The 16,325-nt window shown below is 64.9% G+C and carries 27 protein-coding genes; all 27 read left to right on the plus strand.

Annotation, left to right across the window (positions count from 1 at the left end):
* Positions 1-4: 4 nt before the first annotated feature.
* Positions 5-1,318, plus strand: coding sequence for a S49 family peptidase (locus PE067_RS10615; protein WP_276189354.1), 1,314 nt, complete (start codon positions 5-7; stop codon positions 1,316-1,318).
* A gap of 43 nt (positions 1,319-1,361) precedes the next feature.
* Positions 1,362-1,718, plus strand: coding sequence for a head decoration protein (locus tag PE067_RS10620; protein WP_276189355.1), 357 nt, complete (start codon positions 1,362-1,364; stop codon positions 1,716-1,718).
* Between the two features lie 45 nt (positions 1,719-1,763).
* A complete protein-coding gene (locus tag PE067_RS10625; protein ID WP_276189356.1) occupies positions 1,764-2,807 on the plus strand; it encodes a major capsid protein in 1,044 nt (347 codons plus the stop codon).
* A 55-nt stretch (positions 2,808-2,862) separates the two neighbouring features.
* Positions 2,863-3,291, plus strand: coding sequence for a hypothetical protein (locus PE067_RS10630; RefSeq protein ID WP_276189357.1), 429 nt, complete (start codon positions 2,863-2,865; stop codon positions 3,289-3,291).
* Positions 3,288-3,908, plus strand: a complete 621-nt coding sequence (locus PE067_RS10635) for a hypothetical protein (RefSeq protein WP_276189358.1) — start codon at positions 3,288-3,290, stop codon at positions 3,906-3,908. Before PE067_RS10630 ends, PE067_RS10635 begins: the two co-directional genes overlap by 4 nt.
* A 141-nt stretch (positions 3,909-4,049) precedes the next feature.
* A complete protein-coding gene (locus PE067_RS10640) occupies positions 4,050-4,184 on the plus strand; it encodes a hypothetical protein (protein WP_276189359.1) in 135 nt (44 codons plus the stop codon).
* A gap of 13 nt (positions 4,185-4,197) precedes the next feature.
* Positions 4,198-4,578, plus strand: a complete 381-nt coding sequence (locus tag PE067_RS10645; protein ID WP_276189360.1) for a hypothetical protein — start codon at positions 4,198-4,200, stop codon at positions 4,576-4,578.
* 25 nt (positions 4,579-4,603) lie between these two features.
* Complete coding sequence (locus PE067_RS10650; protein WP_276189361.1) at positions 4,604-4,846, plus strand: hypothetical protein; 243 nt, start codon at positions 4,604-4,606, stop codon at positions 4,844-4,846.
* A gap of 28 nt (positions 4,847-4,874) precedes the next feature.
* Complete coding sequence (locus PE067_RS10655) at positions 4,875-5,279, plus strand: GPW/gp25 family protein (protein WP_276189362.1); 405 nt, start codon at positions 4,875-4,877, stop codon at positions 5,277-5,279.
* Between the two features lie 6 nt (positions 5,280-5,285).
* Positions 5,286-5,543: a hypothetical protein gene (locus PE067_RS10660; protein ID WP_276189363.1), complete on the plus strand. Its 258-nt coding sequence runs from the start codon at positions 5,286-5,288 to the stop codon at positions 5,541-5,543.
* Positions 5,512-6,183, plus strand: coding sequence for a baseplate J/gp47 family protein (locus PE067_RS10665; protein WP_276189364.1), 672 nt, complete (start codon positions 5,512-5,514; stop codon positions 6,181-6,183). The genes PE067_RS10660 and PE067_RS10665 overlap by 32 nt, the downstream gene beginning before the upstream one ends.
* Before the next feature lie 6 nt (positions 6,184-6,189).
* Positions 6,190-6,804 (plus strand): phage tail protein I, encoded by a 615-nt coding sequence (locus PE067_RS10670; RefSeq protein ID WP_276189365.1) that lies wholly within the window; start codon positions 6,190-6,192, stop codon positions 6,802-6,804.
* A 5-nt stretch (positions 6,805-6,809) separates the two neighbouring features.
* The gene (locus PE067_RS10675) at positions 6,810-7,817 is read left to right on the plus strand and encodes a hypothetical protein (RefSeq protein ID WP_276189366.1); all 1,008 of its coding nucleotides are present in this window, start codon (positions 6,810-6,812) and stop codon (positions 7,815-7,817) included.
* 23 nt (positions 7,818-7,840) lie between these two features.
* Entirely contained in the window at positions 7,841-8,167 is a 327-nt protein-coding gene (locus PE067_RS10680; protein WP_276189367.1) for a hypothetical protein, read from the plus strand.
* Between the two features lie 35 nt (positions 8,168-8,202).
* Positions 8,203-9,075, plus strand: a complete 873-nt coding sequence (locus PE067_RS10685; protein ID WP_276189368.1) for a phage tail sheath C-terminal domain-containing protein — start codon at positions 8,203-8,205, stop codon at positions 9,073-9,075.
* 88 nt (positions 9,076-9,163) lie between these two features.
* Complete coding sequence (locus PE067_RS10690) at positions 9,164-9,673, plus strand: phage major tail tube protein (RefSeq protein ID WP_276189369.1); 510 nt, start codon at positions 9,164-9,166, stop codon at positions 9,671-9,673.
* Positions 9,674-9,686: 13 nt separating this feature from the next.
* Positions 9,687-9,992, plus strand: a complete 306-nt coding sequence (locus PE067_RS10695; protein ID WP_276189370.1) for a phage tail assembly protein — start codon at positions 9,687-9,689, stop codon at positions 9,990-9,992.
* A 129-nt stretch (positions 9,993-10,121) separates the two neighbouring features.
* On the plus strand, positions 10,122-12,518 hold the full coding sequence (locus PE067_RS10700) for a phage tail tape measure protein (protein WP_276189371.1): 2,397 nt from the start codon (positions 10,122-10,124) through the stop codon (positions 12,516-12,518).
* 15 nt (positions 12,519-12,533) lie between these two features.
* Positions 12,534-12,971 (plus strand): phage tail protein, encoded by a 438-nt coding sequence (locus PE067_RS10705; RefSeq protein WP_276189372.1) that lies wholly within the window; start codon positions 12,534-12,536, stop codon positions 12,969-12,971.
* Complete coding sequence (locus PE067_RS10710; protein ID WP_276189373.1) at positions 12,964-13,194, plus strand: tail protein X; 231 nt, start codon at positions 12,964-12,966, stop codon at positions 13,192-13,194. Before PE067_RS10705 ends, PE067_RS10710 begins: the two co-directional genes overlap by 8 nt.
* A gap of 7 nt (positions 13,195-13,201) precedes the next feature.
* A complete protein-coding gene (locus tag PE067_RS10715) occupies positions 13,202-13,810 on the plus strand; it encodes a hypothetical protein (RefSeq protein WP_276189374.1) in 609 nt (202 codons plus the stop codon).
* A gap of 3 nt (positions 13,811-13,813) precedes the next feature.
* Complete coding sequence (locus PE067_RS10720) at positions 13,814-14,215, plus strand: hypothetical protein (RefSeq protein WP_276189375.1); 402 nt, start codon at positions 13,814-13,816, stop codon at positions 14,213-14,215.
* Positions 14,212-14,454 carry a hypothetical protein gene (locus PE067_RS10725; protein ID WP_276189376.1) on the plus strand — a complete coding sequence of 81 codons (243 nt, stop codon included), beginning with the start codon at positions 14,212-14,214 and terminating at the stop codon, positions 14,452-14,454. The genes PE067_RS10720 and PE067_RS10725 overlap by 4 nt, the downstream gene beginning before the upstream one ends.
* Positions 14,451-14,627 (plus strand): hypothetical protein, encoded by a 177-nt coding sequence (locus PE067_RS10730; protein ID WP_276189377.1) that lies wholly within the window; start codon positions 14,451-14,453, stop codon positions 14,625-14,627. The genes PE067_RS10725 and PE067_RS10730 overlap by 4 nt, the downstream gene beginning before the upstream one ends.
* Positions 14,618-15,010, plus strand: coding sequence for a hypothetical protein (locus PE067_RS10735; protein WP_276189378.1), 393 nt, complete (start codon positions 14,618-14,620; stop codon positions 15,008-15,010). The genes PE067_RS10730 and PE067_RS10735 overlap by 10 nt, the downstream gene beginning before the upstream one ends.
* A 142-nt stretch (positions 15,011-15,152) precedes the next feature.
* Positions 15,153-15,872 carry an N-acetylmuramoyl-L-alanine amidase gene (locus PE067_RS10740; protein ID WP_276189379.1) on the plus strand — a complete coding sequence of 240 codons (720 nt, stop codon included), beginning with the start codon at positions 15,153-15,155 and terminating at the stop codon, positions 15,870-15,872.
* Positions 15,873-15,876: 4 nt separating this feature from the next.
* A complete protein-coding gene (locus PE067_RS10745) occupies positions 15,877-16,269 on the plus strand; it encodes a hypothetical protein (protein WP_276189380.1) in 393 nt (130 codons plus the stop codon).
* Positions 16,270-16,325: the final 56 nt, after the last annotated feature.

Here is a 16,325-nt window from a genome sequence, read left to right on the forward strand (position 1 = left end):
GAAAATGACAGAAGAACCACAAGTGACGGCTGGCCCGTCGCTTTTTCAAATTGCGGATCGGGCGCTGAATCGGCCCCTGATCATCCACCCGGACAAGGCCTCAATCATCCTTGATGTGCTGGCCGGTCGGATCAAGGTTTCAGCCCCGGATCTGTCCGCGCTCAAGCCCGAGGCCAATCGGTTCTGGGGTTCGCATCGGCGCGATGACGGCAGCACGTCTTTGGTCAAGGCCGGGGGCGGGGTTGCGGTGATCACCATCGCCGGGACACTGGTCAATCGCGGCGGCTGGATCGGGGCGAACTCTGGTCTGGTCAGCTATGAGGGCATCGGCGCCCAGCTCAAGGATGCGGCGGCCGATCAGTCCGTCCATACCGTGATCCTCGATCTGGACACGGCGGGCGGCGAGGCGGGCGGCATCACGAGCGTTGGTAATGCGATCCGCGAACTGTCCAAGACCAAGCGCGTGATCGCGCTGGTCAACGACACGGCTGCGTCTGGCGGCTACTGGATGGCCAGTCAGGCAAGCGAAATCGTCGTCTCGGAAACCAGCATCGTGGGGTCCATCGGCGTGCTGGTCCTGCACGTCAACCGCGCGGGCGAACTCCAACAAAAGGGGCTGGATGCGACGTTCATCCATGCCGGGGCGCATAAGGTCGATGGTCACAGCCTCGGGCCGCTGCCGTCCGATGTCCGCGCCGACATTCAGGCGTCGGTCGACGCGCTTTACGGCCAGTTCGTCACGGCGGTCGCTGCCGGGCGGGGCAATCGGCTTTCAGCAGATTCGGCGCGCGCCACCGAGGCGCGCGTCTTCAGGGGGCAGGCGGCGATTGATGCCGGTCTGGCCGACCGGATCGGCACGTTCGAAAGCGTGCTTGCCGAAGTGCAACAGCCGGGCCGTTCCGCGCCCGGCGCAAACAGAAGGAACCCTCGCATGAGCGTGGAAACCAATACCGAAATTACCCCGGAAGCCCACGCCGCCGCCGTCAGCGCGGCCCGTGCCGAGGGTGCCAAAGCCGAACGGACCCGCATCGCCTCCATCATGGACGGCGCGGAAGCGAAGGCCCGCCCGGTCGCGGCGCGTCAGGTTGCCCTGACAACGGACATGACGGCCGAGGCCGCCGCCACCTTCCTCGCATCGCTGCCCGCAGAGGCCACGGCGTCGCAATCCTTCGACCAGCGCGCGGCCCTGAATGCGGCCAACGGCTTCGGGGCCGACAACGGGGCGCCGCAGCCCGGCGCTGATGCCGCCGCCGCTGAGTCCGCGCAGGTTGATGCGGCTTGGGGCAAGGCACTGGCCAAGGTCAGCGGCAAGGCCTGATCCGGCCCGCCAGAACGAAACTCAATGAGAACAGGAGGCCTCCATGGCCATTCTTGAAGAAGGCGGCCGCGCGACGGCCTGCATCCTGAGCGAGGCCAGCGGCAAGCGGTCGCGCGAAAACATCGTCGTGGCCGAGGAAAGCGGCATCGTGGCCCCCAATACGGTGCTGGTGTCGGGTGAGGGCGGCTATGCCCCTGCCGCCGCAGCCGCAGGGGCCAACACCACCTTGGCTATCGCGCTCTATGCCGCCGATGCGACCGATGAGGATGTTCGCATCGCCGCGCTGGTCCGCGATGCCGAGGTCAACGTCCACACGCTGGTTTTTGCGACCGCCGTCACCGCCGAGGTGCGCACCGGCCTGATCGCCAAGCTGGCGACGCAAGGCATCATCGCGCGCTGATGGCGCGCCTCTGAAACACCCGGACACCGGGATGGGAGACAGCACATGCTGAATATTTTTGACAATGACGCGTTCTCGGTGTTCCGCCTCACGCAGGCGATCAACAACATCGAATACCGTCCGGGCCGCATCGAACAGATGGGCCTGTTTGAAGCGGATCGGGTCGATACCACCATCGTCGCGGTCGAGCGCCAAGGCGATATGCTCAAGATCGTGGCCCCGACCCCGCGCGGCGGCCCCGGCCGGACGGTTGAGAAGGGCAAGCGCGATCTGGTGCCGCTGATCGTCCCGCACTTCGAAATCAACGACGCGATCAACGCCGACGAAGTTCAGGGCGTGCGCGCCTTCGGCACCGAGTCCACCCTTGAAACCGTCATCAATCGCGTTGCGCAGCGTCAGCGCCAGCACGCGCAAAGCATGGCCCTGACCGAAGAATATGCCCGTCTGGGCGCGGTTCGCGGTCTGGTTGTCTATGCGGATGACGACGACGGCAACGAGGCGCAGGCCCCGCTGGACCTGTTCCAGACCTTCGGGATCACCGAGCCTGCGGCGGTCGAGTGGGATTTCACCTCGGCGGCCGAAGACGGCGATCTGATCCAGTCGTGCAGCACTCTGACCCGCGCGATCGGTGACAGCTTGGGCGGGATCGGATACGACCACATCCACGCCTTCGTCGGGGATGAGTTCTTCGACAACCTTCTGAAATCGCCTGAGGTCCGGGAAAGCTACAAGAACACGTCGCAGGCCGAGTGGCTGCGCGCTCAGCGCGTGCTGCACAACCCCGGCGGCGGGACTCGGGGCGTATTCGAATTCGGCGGGATCGTCTGGGAAAACTATCGCGGTCTGACCGGCACCGACTTCGGCATCCCCGATCAGGAAGCTGCGTTCTTCCCGGTCGGCGTGCCGGGTCTTTTCCGCACGGTCTACGCGCCCGCTGATTACATCGAGACGGTCAACACGCTGGGCCAGCGCCTCTACAACAAGCAGTGGGATTCTGCGAACGGCAAGCGCCGCGAGTTCGAGGTGCAGATGAACGCGCTGCGGTATTGCTCGCGCCCCGGTGCCCTGCGTCGCGGCGAATTCGCCTGATCAACGCCCGGCCCCGCAATGGGCCGGGCATCGTTTTTTGCGTTCAGGGGCCGCCATGGTCATGGACCTTTCCAATCCCTTCGACCGTCTGGACCGGATCGTCAGCGATGCGGTCAACCGTGGTTTTGCCGTTGTCGCGCGCATCCAGAAGATGGCCCCCGCGCGCTCCGGTCTGGCCAACCCCGCCCCGGACCCCGACGTTGCGCCGTGGGATATCCGCGGCGTCCATTCCTCCGGCCCTAGCAAGGCGGCGCTGCAAGGCAAGGCGCGCGGCAGCGATTTCGGCGGCGCGACCGAGGTTCAGGGGCAGGTTTCGACCCTCTGGATCAAAGCGATCGACGTCCACGACGCACCGTTCGCGGTTGCGGTTGGCGACCGGGTTTCCTTCCCGTTCGCCGCGACGCCGAACGCCTATCGGGTGGCGCGGGTTCAGCCGACCGACCTGGGCGACCTTGAACTCGTCCTGACGGAGACAAAACTATGAGCATCACGCGCGCCTTGCTGCGCATGGTCACCGTCGAGGCGCTGCGCGGGCACCGCCCGGCCGGGACGATGGTCGAGGACTCCTCGCTGACCGCGCTCGACCACAGGGTCACGACCGACAGCGCGCCGGTGATCGTCGTTTACACCGACGACAGGGCGGGTCAGCCGACCGGGCGCGGAGACGCGCTCGAGGAAGGCACCCAGGAGTTGGTGATCGAGATATCGGCGGCTGGCCTAGTTGCCATGCCAGATGGCGACGGCGAGACGGTTGTCACGCCCGAAACAGACGCCGGTCTGGAACTGACCCTAGATCTGATCGAGGCGCAGGTCATCCGGCGGCTGACAGCCTCGCACGACGAGTTTCCTGCGCTCTGGAAAGCGTTCGTGCCGCGCATCGTTGCTGTTTCGTCCCGGCGCGGCGCGTCCGAGGACCAGACAACGCGCTATGCCGCACGTCAGCTTGTCCTGACCTGTGAACTGCTGATTGATCCGCCGCCCGGCGCGCCGCTCGAGGATGGCACAGCGTGGGCGAGGGCTCTTGATGCTTTGGCACGAGGTCAATATCGAGCGCGCCAACCACTGGTGCAGAGCGCATCATGTCAGCCATCCGCGCGGTGATCGAGGGTGACGCCCTGACCGACTGGCGCCGAGAGGCGGCCCGCTTGGGCATCAACCTTGACGTAGCAGACGGGATCGGGATCGGCCCGCGCGGGACCGCGCCTGATCCTGTGCCGCTGGTTGGTGGGGAGGGAGTCGAAATTGGCGAATGGCCTGATCCAGACGGTCCGTGACCTTGCGGCCCGCCTTGCCGAGGTCGAACGCCAGAACGCGGCTTCGTCGCGGCGGGGCGTTGTGGCCGAGGTTGACGCCGCCGCCGGCACTGGTGCGGCTTGATCTGGGTGACGGGATGCTGTCACCCGCCATCCCATATGCGCAGTTCGCGGGGGCGCTCAAGGTCCATACCCCGCCGACGGCCGGCCAGCTTATGACGCTGACCGCGCCGAGCGGCGAGATGGAACAGGGCCTTGCGATCCCGACATCTTTCGGCGGCGGGAACGCTGCGCCGTCATCGGCGGGCGATTCCAACACCATCACCTTCGGCGCGGTCAGGATCGACCTTTCATCCGATGCCGCCACGATCACCGTCGGCGGCGTGACCATGGTCATTTCCGGATCCGGCGTCGCGATCACGGGCGGCCGGGTCACCCATAACGGCACCGATATCGGTGATACGCACCGCCACGGCGGGGTGGATCGAGGATCCAGCGCCACCGACCCGCCTGAATAACCCTTCAAACACAGGAGATCGTCTCATGGCGAAACGCTACAAGATCACCATCAAGGCCGGAACGCATGTTGCTGGCCGCAAAAACCCCGGCGCGGGGTCGGTCCTGACCCTGACCGACAAGCAGGCCGAGCAGCCTCTGCGTGACGGGGCCATCGTGCCCGAGGGGCAGTCGACCGTTGCGCCCGCCGCCGTCGAACCCGAGGCCGACAAGCAGGCCAAACAGCCCGCGCGCAAGCCCGCCGCCGAAAAACCGGCGTCGAACGACTGACCACCCGATAACCTGAGGGGCGCGACCCATGGCGCAAGATCCTAGCTTTGGCATCGACCCGCACACCGGCCGCGCCCTGACCGGATGGGAGCATGTTTGCAGCTGCATCCGAGACATGCTGATGACCCGTTTCGGCGCGCGCCTCATGCGGGAATGGTATGGGACGTTCCTGCCGGACGCGCTGGGGCGCAACATCACGCGGGGCGAGATGCTGCCGGTCTTTGCGTCGATCACATCAGCCATCGACCTTTGGGAGCCGCGCTTTGAGGTGATCGAGGTGGCGATTGACGGCGGCGATTCCGGGTCCGGCGAACTGTCCCTGATCATCAGGGGCCATTATCGGCCCCGCGCCCTGCTTGGCGATGTCAGCGTGCGGTCGCGCCGCGATCTGTCCATCAGCCTTGGGGCCGATGAAAATCTTACTGTGAGGTGACCCTGCATGGCCTACACCCAAGTCGATCTGTCGGGTCTGCCCGCGCCGAAGGTGATCGAGGAATTGAGTTTCGAGGCGATCCTCGCTGAGATGAAAGAGGTCGTCGCGCTGAACATGCCCGAACTCGCGCCCGTGCTATCGGTCGAGCGAGACGGCGGTCAAGATCCTCGAAACCTGCGCCGCCTATGTGCTGCTGACGCGGGCGCGGGTCAACGACGCCGCGAAATCGGTGATGTTGGCCTATGCGACCGGCACCGATCTTGATCACCTTGGCGCGCTGTTTGGCATCGAGCGGCGCGTCATCGCGCTGGATCTGGCCACCGGCGTTATGACCTATGAAGGCGATGACGAGTTTCGGCGCCGGGTCCAGCTTGCGCCCGAGGGATACACCAGCGCGGGGTCGCGCGGCGCATATGAGTTTCACGCGCTGTCCGCGCACGAGGATATCGGCGGCGTCTTTGTGGGGGGCCCGGACACGCCCGGTCTGGGCGTGCCGAGCGGCAACGTCTGGGTCTATGTGATGGCCCGCGAGGGTAACGATGCGCCGCCGTCCGAGGTGCTGGACGCGGTCACCGCCGCGCTGAACGCCGACGAGGTGCGCCCCTTGTGCGACAATGTGACGGTGTTCGGATCGTCCGCGCAGGGCGTCCATGTCGAGGCTACGGTCCACATCGAGAAGGGGCCTGATGCCGACGTGGTTGAGGCGGAAGCGCGGGCCGCGCTGGATGCGTATTTCGCGCAGGTCCGACAGCCGGGCGCGCGGGTTGCGCTGTCCGCGCTGATGGCCGCGCTACATCGCCACGGGGTCAGTCGAGTCGACCTGATCCGCCCGACCGAGGATTTCCAGACCACGCCGATCCGGTTCCCGGTGGCGTCCGGCCTGACGCTGCGGTTTGAGAGGTAGCGCCCGATGGATCGTGCAGAGGATATCCTGCCGCCCCACAGCGGGCGGGCGGAAATCGCATTGGCCGAGGGCGTGATCAGGGCGTTCGATATCGACATCCCGATCCGCCACCTGATGTCGGCGTCCACCGCCCCGGCCGCCGTGCTGCCGTGGCTGGCATGGCACCTGTCGGTCGATGAGTGGAACCCCGATTGGCTGGTCCCGAAGAAACGCGAGGCCATCGCGCAGTCTGTCCTGCGGCATGCCCGGAAGGGCACCGTCTGGGCGGTCCGCGAGATGCTGCGGTTTGAGGGCTACGGCGATGCGGTTATTACCGAGATGGGGTCGGTCCCAAAGATCGGTGACAGCGATATCCTCGTGGGCGGCGCCCGGATTCCGTCCGGATCGTGGGTTATCGGCCCCGATGGCTATGGTTGGGCGGATTACTGGATTGATCTGATGCAGCCAGTTCCGCGCTGGTCCGCCACTCGCCTGCGCGAGCGCCTGCGCGAGGTCGCCCCCGCGCGATGCCGCCTGCGGACGATCACCCTAGCTGGTGAGTTCTACACCATCGGCGATGGCCTTTGGCTGATCGGCGACGATGTCGCCATCGGCAATATCTACATCTACGAAGAGGATTAAGGACCATGGTCGATGTTCCTAGCGTTCCGCCCATTGCCGAGACCGGTGTGTGGGCACCCACCATTCCCGCGCTTCAAAACGGGTGGATTCCGTCCGGTGGCCCGGTAAATCCGGCCGCGGATGAGGGCCTGTTGAACTGGCCGATTCAAGAACTCGCCAACCGCACATCCTACCTGAAAGCCGCCGTCGATGACCTGCGTCAGGTCGCTGACGTCGAGGTGACGGTCGGGGCCGGTGGTCAGTATGCGTCGATCAACGAGGCGCTGGCCGAATTGTCGCGCCGCCGCCCCGCATTCCGCTCGGGTGGGTTCACCGCAACGATCCGCCTTCTGTCGGGGTATGTAATGCGTGAGCAGGTCATAGTTTCCGGGGTCAGTCTCGGTTGGATTGAGATCGTTTCCGATGAACCGGAAGTTCTGATTGACCGGGCCTATCTGACGGAAATGGCTGGTGAGCGATACCCCGCATTCGCCGCAATGATGGGTGGTGTGCTTCCCCGAATTTCCGCGCTTTTTTCCATGATGGCAACGGGTGCTGCCGCCAATCGGGCCGGGGTTATGGTTTGGGGTGGTGGCTTCGCGAGCGTTTCGGCGGGGGCCGGGGTGAAGAACGCCGGAGCAGAGGGAATTCTGGTGACCCATTCCGGCGAAATTTTTGCCATGAATTCCATTTTCTCTGGCGCAGGCAGTCACGGCGCGCACTTTGCGGGTGGTGTGTCGGGCACCGTGCACGGTGCCGATCTGTCCGGGGCTGCTGACAGGGGGCTGTTTGCAACGCACGGCGCGGTGGTCAACGCCGTCTTGGCTAACTGTGCGGGATCTGTCCAAGGCGGCATCCGCGCCACGCGCGGGGCGCAGGTCAGCGCCATTTCCGCCAACACCCAGGCCGGCACTTCGCCCTCCGCGACCGACATCGTTGTTGCAGAGGGGGGCATTGTCTTTGCCTCGGGCGCGATTGGCGGCGCATCTCAAGCAACCAACAGCGTCTCCGGCTCCGGAATCATCTTCCGCTAAAACCTCACATAAAGGAGGCAGTCATGCCCACTTTCGGCCTTACGATCAGCATGATCGACGGCGAACCGCGCCCCGCTACCTGGGGTGACCTTTCGATTCTCGGCATCATCGGCGTGGCGCCGGATGCCGATCCCGACGTTTTTCCCTATGACGAACCCGTCTTGGTCCGCACCTCTGACGCGGCCATGATCACCGCCCTTGGTGCGGCCGGCACGCTGGCCGATGCGGTCAAGATGGTCAACTCGCAGCTGGGGAACTCAAGGCTTCGGCGCTGGCCGTCGTCGTCCGGGTTGCCGCTGGCGTCGACACGGCGGCCACCATCGCCAACATTGTCGGCGACGGCGCCCTGACCGGCGTTTCGGCCTTCCTGCGCGCGCCCGAGGAATTGGGCTACACGCCGCGCCTGCTGGCCGCGCCGGGCTTTACCTCGCAACTGGCCGAGGGCGGCGGAGGCAACGCCGTGGTCGGCGCTCTGGCGGGCATCTGCCCGCGCCTGCTGGCCCATGCCGTGGTCGATGGCCCCGGCACCACCTTTGCCGCCGCGCAGGCGTGGCGAGAAGCCATCAGCAGCCAGCGCATCATCCCGGTTGAACCCGGCGTTCGCCTGATCGACGCGGACGGCGAGCCTTACACCGCTCCGCTCTCGCCCGCTGTTCTGGGGATCGCGGTTCGCCGTGACGCAGAGTTCGAGGGGCGCCCGTTCCATTCATGGGCAAACCAGGCGGTTCAGGGCATCGTCGGCCCGTCGCGCCCGGTCAAGTTCTCGATGACCGACGACACGACCGAGGGCCAGATGCTGCTGGCGGCGAATGTCGGCATCCTCACGCGGGGGGAGCTTGGCGTCGATGGCGGCATCGCAGATGGCGGGTTCGTCTTCATCGGCACCGACACGGCGGGCAGCGATGACCTGTGGCGCTTCTACAATGTGACGCGAGGGCGGGATTACATCCATCTGATGTGCCTCAAGACCCTGCGGACCTATCTGGGCCGGTTCAACATCACGGGTCAGACGATTCAGGCGATCCTGAATACGCTGCGCAGCGCCCTGAACGAACTCAAGGCGGCGGGAGACATCATCGACTTCAAGGTCGATTTCTTCCCCGACGAAAACAGCCCCGAGGATCTGCGCAACGGCCACCTGACCGTTTCGTTCTTGGCGGAGGAGGCGCCGGTCCTGCGCCGGATCAACATCAAATCGGGCCGCTATCGTTCGGCCCTTGAGGGCATGATCGAGGAACTGGCATCCGCCGCCGGCTGATCGAACCGCGACCGCGCGCCCCTGACGGCGCGCGGCATCCACATTCACGCGAGCGCATGAGGTTTCGATATGGCCGCGAATTTTTGTCATGGAAGCCGCCAACTTGTTTTGCGGCGATGACGATCCGAGCAAATCCAAGCACCTGACGCTGACCGAAATCGCGCTGCCGGTGCTGGAAGAAAACTACCAAGACCACCACCCCGGCGGATCGCTGGTCGGGATCGAGGTCAACGTCGGTGTTTCCAAGCTGTCCAGCACCTTCAAGCTGGGCGGATGGGACCCCGATATGCTCAACGAGTTTGGTCTTGGCCGTGTCGGCACGAAGAACTTCACCAGCTACGGCGTTGTGCGCAACAAGCGCACCGGCGGCTTGATCGAGGTCAAGGCGGTGATGGCCGGTCGTCTCGGCAAGATCGAGGGCGAGGCGTTCACTCGTGGCGAGTTCCAGTCGCACGACTACGCCATCAACGGAATCCTGCATTACGAACTGTATTGGCAGGGCCGGGAGAAGTTCTATTGGGATTTCTTCTCGTCCGACTATCGCATCAACGGTCGTGACGAAAATGCACAGGAAAAGCGCATTCTGCGCCTGATCTGACGGGGGATCGCACGTGGCAAAAGAGAACACCATCGCCCTGCGCGAGCCGGTCGAGGTCAATGTCGATGGCGCGAAGGTCAGCCTGCAAGAGGTTCGCCTGCGTCGCCCCAAGGGGCGCGACATGCTGATCTTTGACAAGCACCGGGGCGAGAGCGGCGCAGATGCCGGGTTCGCGATGGTCGTTGCGACCGTCGCGGCGGTCACCGGCCTGACCTTCGATGAGGCGTCGGACATGGACGCCGAGGATCTGATCGAGATTTCGGAGCAGGCCGTCGATTTTTTTCCCAAGGGCAAATCGCCGGATCAGCCCGCCGAATGATCGCCACCGTGGCGGCCATTTTGCGCACCCCGATCCCCGCCCTTGAGGCGATGGATTGGGTCGATCTGGTCGAATACCACAACGAGGCCGTCAGCTTGTCGCGGGCCATGAACCGCTGAGGTCATCATCATGGCAACGCAAACCAGCAGCCTGATCGTCTCTCTGGTTGATCGGGTTACGGCACCGGCGCGTGCGGTCGCCCGATCGCTTGAGGGGCTAAACCAGCGCGCATGGGGCGGCGGATTTCCCGAGGCATCCCGCCGCCTCGATGCGTCCATCGCCCGCACCGACGAGGCGCTTTCCCGCGCCCGTGGGGGCATCGTGGATGCGGTCGGGTCGTGGTATATGCTCAAGGGCGCCATCGGCGGCCCTGTGCAGGCCGCGCGCGAGTTCGAAAGCGCGATGGCCGACGTCAAGAAGGTCGTCGATTTCCCGACGCCCGACGGGCTGCAGCAGTTCCAGAAAGACCTGATGGAGCTTTCGACCCGCATCCCGGTCACCGTCAACGGTCTGGCCGAGATTGCGGCGGCGGCTGGTCAGAACGGCGTTGCCGCCGAGGATCTGGTCGCCTTCACCGAGGCGGCGGCCAAGATCGGGGTGGCATTCGATATCTCGGCGGGTGATGCCGGTCTGGCGATGGCCAAACTGCAGACCGGCCTGGGCCTGACACTGGACGAGGTGATCCGCCTTTCAGACGCCATGAACCACCTGTCGAACAACCAGGCGGCGACGGCGGCCGAGGTTCTGGACATCGTCCGTCGCGTCGGCGCGATGGGCAAGCAATACGGTTTTACCGCTGAGGAAACCGCCGCCTTCGGTTCGGCCATGGTCGCGTCGGGCGCGCAGACCGAGGTGGCCGCGACCAGCTTCATGAACATGGGCCGCGCCCTGACGCGCGGCGCCAGCGCGACCAAGCGCCAAAGCGCGGCATTCCAGAAACTCGGCCTCGATGCCGAGGACGTTGCACGCCGGATGCAGGAGGATGCGGTCGGCACGACCATCGACGTGATGGAGCGCATGAGCCAGCTTCCCGCCGAAATGCGGGCCTCTGTGTCGTCCGATCTGTTCGGTGACGAGGCGCGGGCGCTTGGCCCGCTGCTGACGAACCTGAACCTGATCCGTGAAAGCGTCGGACTTGTGGCCAAGGAATCCGAATATGCCGGATCGGCGTTCAAGGAATTCGAGGTGCGCGCCGCGACCTTCGACAACGCGGTCATCACCTTCAACAACCGGATGCACGCGCTCAAGGTCGTGATAGGGGAGGCGCTGATTCCGGCCATCAACGAACTGATCGAGCGGCTGACGCCGGTCGTGGCGGCGATCACGGATTTCGCCCGCGCAGATCCCGAACTGATCCGGGGGCTGCTGATGGCGACGGCCGGGGTTATCGCTTTCCGGGGCGCCATCGCCGCCCTGCGGTTCGCGGGCCTGCTGGGCAAGTCTGGCGTGCTGAACCTTGCCGCGATGGGCTTGCACGGCATCGGCGGCACCGCCGCCCGCCTTGTCGGCGCGGCGCGGGCGTCCATGGCGTTGCAGACCGCCCTGGCCGCGATGTCGGGCGTTCGCCTTGGCAACCTCGCCAAGATCGGTGCTGGCCTGCGGGGCATCATCGGGGCGACGCCGGGCCTGCGCCTGGTCGGGCCTGCGATCGGGGCGGTCACCGCCGCCCTGGGCGCGATCAGCGCGCCTGTCTGGGCCGGGATCGCGGCGGCCATCGTCGCGGTCGGCGCGGCGTGGAAATACTGGGATCGGATCAGCGCGATTGTTCGGGGTGTTGCCCGCGCGGTTGGCGAGGCTTTGCGGCCTGCAATCGAGGCGGTCGGGGAATGGCTGTCGCCTCTCACGCCGATCCTCGACGGTTTCAGCGCGGCGTGGGATCGGGTCAAGGACGCCATGCAAAGCGTGGTGGATTTCGTCATGGGCGGCCTTTCCGGCCTGTTCTCGCGCGAGGTCCTGACGCCCGAGGAATCCGCGGAACTTGAGGAACGCGCCCGCGATGTTGCGAAGCGCGTCATCGACCGGATCAAGGCCATCCCCGCTGGGATCATCGCGGCGGGCGCCGAGATGTTCAACGCCGGTCTCGAAATCATCCAGAAGCTCTGGGACGGCATGGTCCAGAAGTTCGAGGATCTGATGGAGTGGGTTCGCGCCATTCCGGGCCGCATCAAGGATGCGGTTGGGGACATCGTGTTCACGACGCAGGATGAAGCCGCATCCTCCTACATGAACAGCAACCCGACGATGCGCGATCCGCGCGTTGACGGCGCCCGCCGTTCCGGCGGCCCGGTTTCGGCGGGCGGCACCTATCAGGTTGGTGAGGATGGCCCCGAGATCATCACCCCCACCCGGTCCGGCTACGTCCACCCCACCGGCAAGGGGCCGGGCGGGGCGCCGATCACCGTCAGCGCCCCGATCACCATCAACGCGGTGCCGGGCGAGAGCGCAGAATCCTTGGCCCGCCGCGTGAAGGCAATCCTTGACCGCGAACTTGGCGCGTCCATGCGCGCCGCGCTGGCCGATATCTGAGAAGGGATCACCCTCATGCTTATGCTTATCGGCCCGCTGAAATTCGAGGTCGCGCCTTTCAACGCAACCGCCATCACCAGCACGGCAACGGCGGGTTTTGCGGAAAAGGCCGTTCTCGGGGCGCGGCCTCCGCTCGAATTTGTTGGCGACGGCGGTCAGGCGTGGTCGATCAGCGCGAAGCTGTTCCCGGAGAAATTCGGGGGCATGTCGAGCCTGACCATCCTGAACCTGATGCGCCTCGCTGGCGCCCCGCAATATATGATGCGGGGCGACGGCCTGCTGATGGGCTGGGTTGTGGTCGAGGCGGTGACCGAAAGCAGCTCATATCTTAACGGCGCCGGCGTCGGTCGCATGATCGACGTCGAGATCGGCTTGAAACGCAGCGGTCGCCCATCGGCAACCGGCTATTTCCAAGCGATGGGCGGCGCGGTCGGGGGGCTGTTCAATGTCTGAGCATATCGAACAGATCCGGGTGGCAGGTGACGGGATCACCGTCCCGCTGCTGATCTGGCGTCGGTTCCGCGAGCACATGCCCGGTCTTGCAGAGCGGGTCTGGGCGGCAAATCCCGGCCTTGCAGACCTCGGGATGTTCCTGCCGGTCGGGACGGTGGTCAACATGCCGATCCCCGCCGCCGTCGAGGACGCCGCGCCGGCATCGAAAATCGAACTGTGGTGATGCAAGAATGTCGAAGCGATCCATTTTCAAGATCACGGTCGGCGACCGCGACGTCACCACCCGCCTCAATAGCATCCTGCAGAACCTGAGCGTCACGCTGAACGCGGGTGACGAGGGCGACACCGTGTCGATATCTCTGGACGACACGAACGCGCAGATCGCGTTCCCGAGTGTCGGCGAGGTGATGACCGTTTCGTTGGGGTGGGCAGATCGCGGAATGCGGGACGTTTTCAAAGGCACGATTGACGACGTGCGGTCCAGCTGCAGCCGCCATAGCGGCATGATGCTCAACGTCAGCGCCAGGGGCTTTGACAGCCGGGGCGGGGCAAAATCAGGCAAGCGCCGCCATTGGGACAACGCGACCGTCCAGACCATCCTGCAGGACGCTGGCGGCGATGCGAAGATTGCCACCGTCAAGGTCGATCCCGAACTGGCGAAGATCACCCTGAAATATTGGGCGATGACCGACGACAGTTTTCTGGCGATGGGCCAGCGCCTCGCACAGCGGATCGGCGGCCAATTCGCGATTCAGGGTGATGCCGCCGTCATGTCGCGCAAGGGGGCGGCCTACGCGCCCTCGATCACCGCCGCATGGGGCCGCAATGTGCAGTCCTAGGACGTGGCCCCGATCCTCGGTCGGGGAATCTTCGGTAAGGTCGTGTGCGAGTTCTACGACCAGAAGGGCGGAAAATGGGACAAGGTCGAGGTTTCGACCGGCCTGACCAGCGATGCGGTTTTCAAAGTCACGCCGCCCGGCAGTGACAAGGACGATGCGCAGCGGCAGGCAGATGCGCGCGCGGCGGCCATCAAGGCCAGCGCCGGTGGGGGTATCGTCGTGATCGAGGGCGAGCCTGACGCGATCCCCGGCGGGGCCTGCGTCCTGTCCGGTCTGCGTCAGGGCGTCGACGGGACTTACCGGATCAAGACCGTGACGCATTCGCTGTCCCGCGAAGGATTCATTACCAGCCTGCATATTGAGAACCCGGACGTGCCGCAGGAAACTACGGAGGCCGCGACATGAACCCCGAGAACATTATCCGAGAGATTGGCGGCGGTCTTGCCGCCGTGGTGATTGTGGCGATGGGCATAGTGATCGCGGTTCTGTTCCGACGCCTTGTTTCGGTCCAGGAAAAGCGGATCGAGGAAGTGCGCGAGATGGGCAGAGAGACCCGCGCCCTTCTTGAACAGACCAATCTGGCCATGGGCACCCTTGCGGAACCTCTTCGCGAGGCTGTCCGAGAGATGAGGGCGCGTAAATGATCAGCATCATCCGGCAAATCATCGGGAAAAGCCGCCGCGAGGCGGAAGGCGACCGGCTGGCCGAGTGCCTGCGTCAGGATCTGAAAAAGGGCGAGAAAGAGGTCAAGGCGCAACGGCTCGTGTTGGAGCGCCTTGTCGCTGAAATTGGAAAGGATACGACAGCATGGCACTGACTATCGCACTCATGGCCTTGGTCAATGCCGCCGGATATCTGGCCGTGATCTGGGCCTTTCGCGGATCTTTCCGCGAGTTCAGCACCGCAACCTGGTGGTTTGCGGTCGGATTCGCCGTACTGGCGGGGGCGATCATCTTCCGGGGGCTGTATTGGGATGTCGGTATGCCTTTGATGCGGATGTGGCTCCCCGGTGCGGCTGCATGGCAAACCGAGAACATCGGCCGCTACATCAACATCGTTTTCAGTTTGATGAAGATGGCCGCGTTCTACTGCGCCCTGAAATGCCGCCAGATGATGATTCCCGAAATTGAGCGGCCTTACTGGCCGGTCTGGCGGGCTTGGCTGCATCCGACGCGGATCAGGCTGCTGCCTTGGCGCTGAGCAATATCAATTTCTTTGATATTGCCCTGACCGATTTCCACCACCTCTGACACCACCCTTTCACCCGGCAATAGCTGGCTGAAACACCGATTCACGCCCGCCGCGGGCACCACCCGCGCGCGGGCTTTCCCATGGGAAAATCATGAAACGCATCATCCTGCACTGGTCTGCGGGCGGCCATGCCGTGTCCGCGCTGGACCGTCAGCATTACCATTTCATCATCGACGGTGGCGGGGCGGTCCACGAAGGCGCGCACCGGCCCGAAGCAAATACTGGGTTTCTGCGATCCGGCGCATATGCCGCGCACACCCTGAACGCCAATACCGACAGCATCGGGGTTGCGCTGGCCGCTATGGCGGGCGCCGTCGAGCGTCCATTTTCACCCGGCCGCGCGCCGATCACCGAGGCGCAGGTTTCCGCGCTGGTCCGGCTTTGCGCCGATCTGTGCCGCCGCTACGGGATCCCGGTCACGCGCAAGACCGTCCTTTCCCATGCCGAAGTTCAGCCCTCGCTGGGCATCGCTCAGCGCGGAAAATGGGACATCGCGTGGTTGCCCGGCATGGGCGGCCCCGGAGATCCGGTGATGGTGGGTGACATGCTGCGCGAACGCATCGCCGCCGCAATGGGGTCGGCGGATACCATCCGCACCGCCGAGCATCCGACCCTGCAACGCGGCGATATCAGCACGTTGGTCAGCAAGGCGCAGGCGCTGCTGCTTGCCAAGGGCCACGACCCCAAGGGCGTCGATGGCAATTTCGGCGCGCGCACCCGCACCGCCGTCATCAGCTTCCAAACCGCGCGTGGCATCCCCGCGACCGGCATCATCAACGCGGCCACATGGGCCGCCCTCCTGAAAGGATAGAGAAATGCGCGACATCGTGACCGCGATCACCCCCGGCCTTGTCGAAATCCTCGGCGTCCTGCTGACCGGCATCATTGCATGGGCTTCGGCCAAGGCCCGCGAGAAATGGGGCATCGACATCGAGGCCCGGCACCGCCAGGCGCTGCAATCGGCGCTGATGACCGGCGCGCGGTTGGCGCTGGCCCATGAGCTGACCGGCCAGAAGGCGCTGGACATCATCCTGCACTATGTGCGCCAGTCCGTGCCCGATGCCATCAACAACCTGAATCCTGACCCCGATGTGCTGGTCGATCTTGCTAAGGCGAACCTTGAACAGGCCGTGACCGAGAAGGCGCGCGATCTGGCCGGTGGGGCCGTCGATAAGCTGACCGAAGCCCTGAAACGGGCAGGGGCTTAACTCACCGAACACAATAGGCCGCCCCCGAGCAAAACGGGGGCGGCCCTTTTCGCGTA

The organism is Paracoccus sp. DMF-8, from assembly GCF_029309835.1.
GTDB lineage: Bacteria > Pseudomonadota > Alphaproteobacteria > Rhodobacterales > Rhodobacteraceae > Paracoccus.